Raw genomic sequence first — 6,286 nt, 5'->3', positions numbered from 1 at the left:
AGGATGCCCGTCAGCTTCGTGGGCTGTCCCAGAAAGGGCTGGGTATCGCCGCCGGGATTGACGAGTTCGTTGCCAGTACGCGTATCAACCGGTATGAAAAAGGCGTACACGAAGCCAATATCGTGACTGCCGGCCGTCTGGCGCAGGCTTTAGATGTTCCGCTGGCATACTTCTATGCAGACGACGATAATCTGGCGAAGATGATCCTGACGTTTTCCACTCTGCCCGTCGCACAACAAAACGCGCTGCTTGCCTCGCTGGAAAATAAATGAACCAGGTAACGCGATTGCGTTACTTAGCCCGCTTTCCTCTGATTTTTATCTTACGGTCGATTAATCTTCCCTCTGAGTCATAGTAGCGGCTTGGCCAAATCTCGGCAGGGTGAATACCTAACGCCTCGGCAACTATCCATTCACCTTTCGGCCAGGGGCGGGCAATAACGTTGGCCAGTGTCGATGAACTCAGCCCCGCAGCACGGGAAAGCGCAGCCATGGTTGTGCCTTGTTTGTGTAAGGCGGCGAAAATATCTGCCTGATGCCAGTCGTTTTTCATGTAAACCCCCTAACTTGTCGTCGTAAAAGGAACATGCATCACCTAATACTACGTTATTCGTAGTATCCCGCTCAAGCAAAAACTACGATTCTCGTAGTCATGAAAAACAAACCCAATTACCACGCTATTTTCTGCCAACGGCTTAAGCAGGCGCGCCTGGCGAAAGGGCTATCGCAAAAACAGCTCGGTATTGATGCGGGGATTGATGAATTTGTCGCCAGTACCCGCATTAATCGCTATGAAAAGGGCGTGCATGAGGCCGACATCGAGACGATTCAACGGCTGGCGGATGTGTTGAACGTGCCGTTAGCCTATTTTTATACCGCAGATGATGAACTTGCTGACCTGATCCTGACGTTTCAGATACTACCACCAAAAGAAAAAACGGACATTCTTGCGCTGGTAAAGAGTCGGGCTGTACTACATCGCTGATGCTGGGATGTTTCGTCGCATAGTGACCTGAAAGCGATGTACGGGAGTCTTTTTTCAGAAAACTGATCGGTTAGGTTGGGTTATATATTTGTTTTTGTTATTTCGGGTGCAAGTCGATCTGACAGTCAGGTCAGTGCCAGAAGTAGACGTTGCTAACATCATGTTATGCTACTTTATGATGTGCTGGTAAACAGTTCATCACACACAAAGGAACAGCGATGTCTTCACAAAAAACAATAGAACGCTTCGTTGCAGCGGACGTTAGCGGTGCTATCTGGTTGCGATTGAAACGACTCAAAAGCTCACAACTTTGTAAAAAAATAATCCAAAAAAATCACCCTTCACTACAAGAAGATGAATACATTAATAAATCAATTGGAATGTCCTCCGCAATACGAAGTGCAATTGGATATTGGGAAACAGAAAATGGTGGGTTAAATTCAAAAATCCTCTCTAGGTACTACGCTTTATTACAGATAAGCCTAGCTGAACAAATTTCCTCAGGAGATCCCAAAGATGATTTAAAAACTGTACAAAAGCATACTGAGTTAGGGCACGGACTATTTACGCAGACTATTGAAAACGCAACTTTCCCTGACAATATAAAAATTGGGTGTGTTCGAGGCGGACATTTTTACGCATATGCAAAAAAAATAGGAATCGAAATTAAAAAATATGCAGCAGAGCGACGCCCAAGAAATGCTGAAGAATTAGAAGCATCATACACATATACCTTGACTGATTTGTTAAGAAGAATTCCTGAATTAAGACCACTATTAAAAGAAACGCTTGGTGAAAATCCGCTTTCATTCCAAATTGGGCATGCAAGTAGAAATATGATGTTAAGATCAAAGCGGTTAACACTGCAAGGGTTATCACAACCCACACCAGATTTTTCAGGGTTTACATATGCGGCTATTTATCCAAAAAATGCTGAAGTAACGGCCGAGGAACTTAACTCTTATAACCTAGGAATTACAGACATTGAGAAAGAGTCTGAAGAAAATCAGACTAAATTTGACGAGGCATATTTCGTCGGGAAAGTTTATCATCCGGAAGATGAGTTATGGTGGGATCATGTCTTAACGCACAAATCTGGTTATTGTGGGACAAGTGCAATTGTACCTTTCTGGGGGACTCAAGACCCATTTGTATTACACTTGGTCGTATTATACACGCTAAGTATTATAGTCAGGTACCTTCCAGAAACATGGTATGAGATAGAGCATGGTAAACTTGATTACATTAGTTCTCTCTTGGAAAATTACTTGGCTATTTTTGATAGTGTGTTGCCTAAACTTGCAGTGGAAAGGTTAACAAAAACACATTTAGTTGTGACTTCACCGGATAGCATGAATTCTCCCATCTAATTAATTAGATGTTTGCACAAGGTGTTTGAAAATGCCTTGTGTTTGCTTAATTACATACCCTGTTTATCCTTATTATTTTTTAGCATTCCTTTAAGAATCATGTCCGCTTCACGCCCTGAGTCATTCAACAAGCTTTTATGGCTTCAGTAAGGGCGAGTATCTCGCTTCGAGTGCCAGCAAATATTTCGCTTCGTCGTAGCTGGTTCTGGTCTTCCAGCAGCGGTAAATGATCCTTATCCATTTGAATGCCAGAACCCGGATCGCGGATTGATGATATTTTCCTTTTTCCCGCTGTCCCTGGTAATACAACCTGGCCCAGTATGATGATTTAACCGTCTTAGCAGACCATTCAACAAAGGTCTGCCTGACAAATTTGGTACACTGCCATCGCCAGTGAACCCAGGATTTCTGGCCACTTCGTTCTGTCACCGGTGCTATACCTGCGTAGTTTTGAATTTCTTCTGCGCTGTTAAAACGGTCACGGTTGTCACCCAGTGCTGCAAGCATCCGCGGGCCTATATACGGCCCCATGCCTGGAAGCGATTTAAACAGATCTGCATCTGGCAATGTGTCAAACAACGTTTCGATTCGTTCGTCATAGGTTTTGATGATTTCACTCACGACTTTGATTTGTGTCGCCAGTGCTGTCGCCATCAAAGCATTAGCCTCTATAACACTCGGGTCTGTAGTTAATGGGATCGCATTATCAATACTCGCAACACGTCGTTCGGTAAGGGCCATTGCGCGGCCACCTTTGGCATTCAGAAAGTTGCGGATCGTATCGCGCCTGGCGCGTTTCAGTTGTTGCAGACTCGGCCACCGCATAATCAGTTCACACAGTAGCAAACTACCCCGATGTGAGAACCACTCCAGGGGCTGAGGACAATACTGTTTAAGCGTGTTGATTAGCCGGTTCACAAAACGGCGTTTATCTTCAACCAGCTGACGACGCTGCTCAACCAGTTGCTGAAGTAAGCGAATATCCGCATTGTCGGGTTCAATGGCTTTTATCTTTTTGGGGTAACGTAGCATTAACTCTAATGCCAGTTCGGCATCCTGCGGATCATCTTTTGCGCCGCTGGGTGAGAAGACCTGCCGGTAACGAGCCAGCGATAAAGCGTGGACAGGAAAAACAGTGATAAACGGATATTTTTGAAGAGCATACACCACAGGCCCTTTCTTCAGCTCGATAGCGATCCTGCCTTTCACCTTCTGATGTAACTCGGTAAGCCAGATATCAAGCGCTTCTGCTGTATGTTCAATCACATGGAATACGCGCCCGCCATTTTTAAACTGAACACAGATATCATGCTTTTTATCTGCCCAGTCCAGACCAACATGTGCAGCAAAATGATTAGTCGCAGTCATTACCAACTCCTTTTAACCGGGGATTGGTATGCATTCCACGCTCTTCGAAAGAAATATAGCCAGCAGTTTATCTGCATGCCCTGAGTATTCGTTAGCGAACGTGGAGCACCTACTGGCTCGAAAGAAAAGCGGCGATCATCACATGATTCTCGCTCAATATTCGTAACCAGTAAGCGCATACCCTGAATCACTTCAAAGTGTAATTCTCAGGGTGCGAATGACTATATATCGCTCTGAACAGACATGTCTGCCCCCTGACCGACGCCTTCGTGCCAGGAGCTTCACTCTCTCCTTGTAGCTTATATTCTGAAGGGAGCATCAGTAGACCATTACTCCGCCATCAGATATCAGCTTCTGAAAAATAAAGCCCCTTGCTGAAAACCCGCTCATACTCAGAGATTTTCAGGCGTTCAATCATTCAGTGTTATTTTGTACTCTCTTGTTTGGTATCCGAATACCCATCCAGACGAATTTTATATCAGTAAATTCTTCTGTTTCTGGGTTGAAAATAACATCAGCTTTAAAAAGGCACCGTTGAAAAGCCTCCATACGTACCATTCCATCTTTCAGCTCTTGATTATAAAAGTGGCTATCAAAGTCCATTTCGTGAGCATGGTAGTCTTCTTCTATGACCTCGATCTCCCATATTACACTCAGCAGCTCAAAATAATAGCCGAGCTTGATATTTTCATCATTTAATTGCTCGCTTGAGTATATCTCCGGATCCTCCACCCCTTCAAAGTCGGTAGCGGAAAAACTCTGGATAGTTTTGAGACATTCCAAAGGAACTCCAACTGCCCCCAAAAATCTTTGAATGGGAGAGTCAGATGCGCTCTCAAGACATTCAATTGCAGCTTCAGATGCTGCGTGCTCTAGATCGTAGCCCCATTTTTCAATGAATTCTTCTAATTGATCATCGTTCAGAAATTTATTGGATGTTGTAATGGTCGATGGATCCGAGGATGATTTCATGAGTTCCATCTCATCTTCAGACATCGTGAAGACGATATCCCCCCAGGGCTTGCGCTCGATACTGCCTTTGATTCTAGAAAGCCCCAAAGCCTTTGCAGTTAAAAGACTTACATCTTGATACTTCATTAGCGCTGGAACTGTCCCTCCAATTCGATAATTTAGAACATCCCAAATAAGCGTAACGTAAGACGGTCCACCATCAAATGAAGATGACACCACACCAATGATGTTCCCATCCGAGTCAACAACCGGGCCTCCGCTCATCCCCCCCATAGTGTCCATTTCTACCTCGATACATGGCGCAGGCATTCGCTCCCCACGTCCTTGAGGAAACGCAGCAGTTACTAGCCCAGACGAGACCATCGGACTCACGGAGGCTACACCATCTTCAACAAGGCCATGCCTAAATCCAAATGCCCATAAACGCTCGCCAACGAGTGGCAATCCAACCCTTAAAGTCCCAAGGTTAAGCGGGTAATCAGCCAATGCGTCCGAGTTTAGCGTGCAACTCACCAAAGTTAGGTCTGATGGGTTTGCTTCACCTTCCTCAAACTTACTCTCGCGCATTGAATTCCGGCTTTCTTTAGCAAGCCATCCTCTTGCTCCTGTCGGCAAGAATGTCAGGAACATCGGATGCTTTCCCAAAGCCCGTAGTTCATCAAGTACATGGGTTGCAGTCAACAGCAACCCCGGCGCAACCATCACACCGCTTCCTAGAAAGGATGGGCCGTCATCATCAAAGTATGCAACTGCAACCAATGAATCACCGGCTTCATGCAAGGAACGCATGGAGCCAATTCCATCATCAGAACTAAAAACCGGAGAAGCCCACGACAACTTCAAGTCTGCCAATACAGGATTGGCTTCAGTCATCATAAATGAATGCTTTTCGCTCATGTTTAATTTCTATCTATCTCAATAAATTTTTGAATTAAATAATTGATGGGGTACGAAGGGAAATGATTAACCCACTGCCGAAGTGCATGGGAGGAAACCTATACTACAATTGACGAGTGTTTGATACCTCGTAGCAGCACATCGCTTTCTTCCCTGTTTTGCTCCAACTTCAGCCCCAGCATCCATGATGCCGCTTCCGTTCTATTCCGTCATGCTAAAAGCATCCTTTTGTATAAGAAATAGTATTGGTCCTACCGCTCTATAAGCAGTTCTTCTGGAATCAGGTATCGAACTGTCCCAAATAATCGACCATCGCAAGATATTAAATGGGATTGATAGACAACGTTACCCTCTCAATCAGAAGGCGATAGAGAACCTTCACTCTCTGCTGTAGTACCCGGCTCGGCAGAGGTCATAAGAGACTTTGCCGCCTGCTTCTTCTTTTAGGATTTGATTTTATGATCTGTCCCCGAAATTATTCCCACCTAATTATGCCGCCATTTCGTAACCCACTGGCGTTTGATAACCCAGCGTCGAATGTTTGCGACGGCGATTGTAAAACACCTCAATATAATCGAATATGGCGTTCATCGCCTGTTCTCTGCTGACAAACGCCTTTCCCCGCATCAGCTCCGTTTTCAGCGTGTGATAGAAGCTTTCCATTACCGCATTGTCGTAGCAGCAACCCTTTCCGC

The 6,286-nt window shown here is 45.1% G+C and carries 7 protein-coding genes; 3 read left to right on the top strand and 4 right to left on the bottom strand.

Annotated features, from left to right (window positions below):
- The coding region (locus FJU30_RS26540) for a helix-turn-helix domain-containing protein (protein ID WP_150437918.1) at window positions 1-272 on the top strand (272 nt) is incomplete at its 5' end.
- Window positions 273-291: 19 nt separating this feature from the next.
- On the opposite strand, the gene FJU30_RS26535 is transcribed toward FJU30_RS26540, so the two are convergent.
- Window positions 292-552 carry a helix-turn-helix domain-containing protein gene (locus tag FJU30_RS26535; RefSeq protein WP_150437917.1) on the bottom strand — a complete coding sequence of 87 codons (261 nt, stop codon included), beginning with the start codon at window positions 550-552 and terminating at the stop codon, window positions 292-294.
- 99 nt (window positions 553-651) lie between these two features.
- Between FJU30_RS26535 and FJU30_RS26530 the strand changes: the two genes are divergently transcribed.
- Together FJU30_RS26530 and FJU30_RS26525 are read left to right on the top strand one after the other, a co-directional pair.
- Complete coding sequence (locus FJU30_RS26530; RefSeq protein ID WP_150437916.1) at window positions 652-984, top strand: helix-turn-helix domain-containing protein; 333 nt, start codon at window positions 652-654, stop codon at window positions 982-984.
- Between the two features lie 218 nt (window positions 985-1,202).
- Window positions 1,203-2,354 carry a YaaC family protein gene (locus tag FJU30_RS26525; protein ID WP_150437915.1) on the top strand — a complete coding sequence of 384 codons (1,152 nt, stop codon included), beginning with the start codon at window positions 1,203-1,205 and terminating at the stop codon, window positions 2,352-2,354.
- Window positions 2,355-2,489: 135 nt separating this feature from the next.
- Here the strand turns inward: FJU30_RS26525 and FJU30_RS26520 are convergent, their stop codons facing one another.
- From FJU30_RS26520 to FJU30_RS26510, 3 genes are all read right to left on the bottom strand, one after another.
- Window positions 2,490-3,722 (bottom strand): IS110 family RNA-guided transposase, encoded by a 1,233-nt coding sequence (locus FJU30_RS26520; RefSeq protein ID WP_150437914.1) that lies wholly within the window; start codon window positions 3,720-3,722, stop codon window positions 2,490-2,492.
- Between the two features lie 414 nt (window positions 3,723-4,136).
- A complete protein-coding gene (locus FJU30_RS26515) occupies window positions 4,137-5,591 on the bottom strand; it encodes a trypsin-like serine peptidase (protein ID WP_150437913.1) in 1,455 nt (484 codons plus the stop codon).
- Between the two features lie 489 nt (window positions 5,592-6,080).
- Window positions 6,081-6,286 (bottom strand): IS3 family transposase (locus FJU30_RS26510; protein ID WP_150437912.1); only part of this gene is annotated, 206 nt, incomplete at its 5' end.

Source organism: Affinibrenneria salicis (assembly GCF_008710095.1).
The sequence above is the reverse complement of the archived record's forward strand: the minus strand, read 5'-3'. Positions and strand labels throughout refer to the sequence as shown.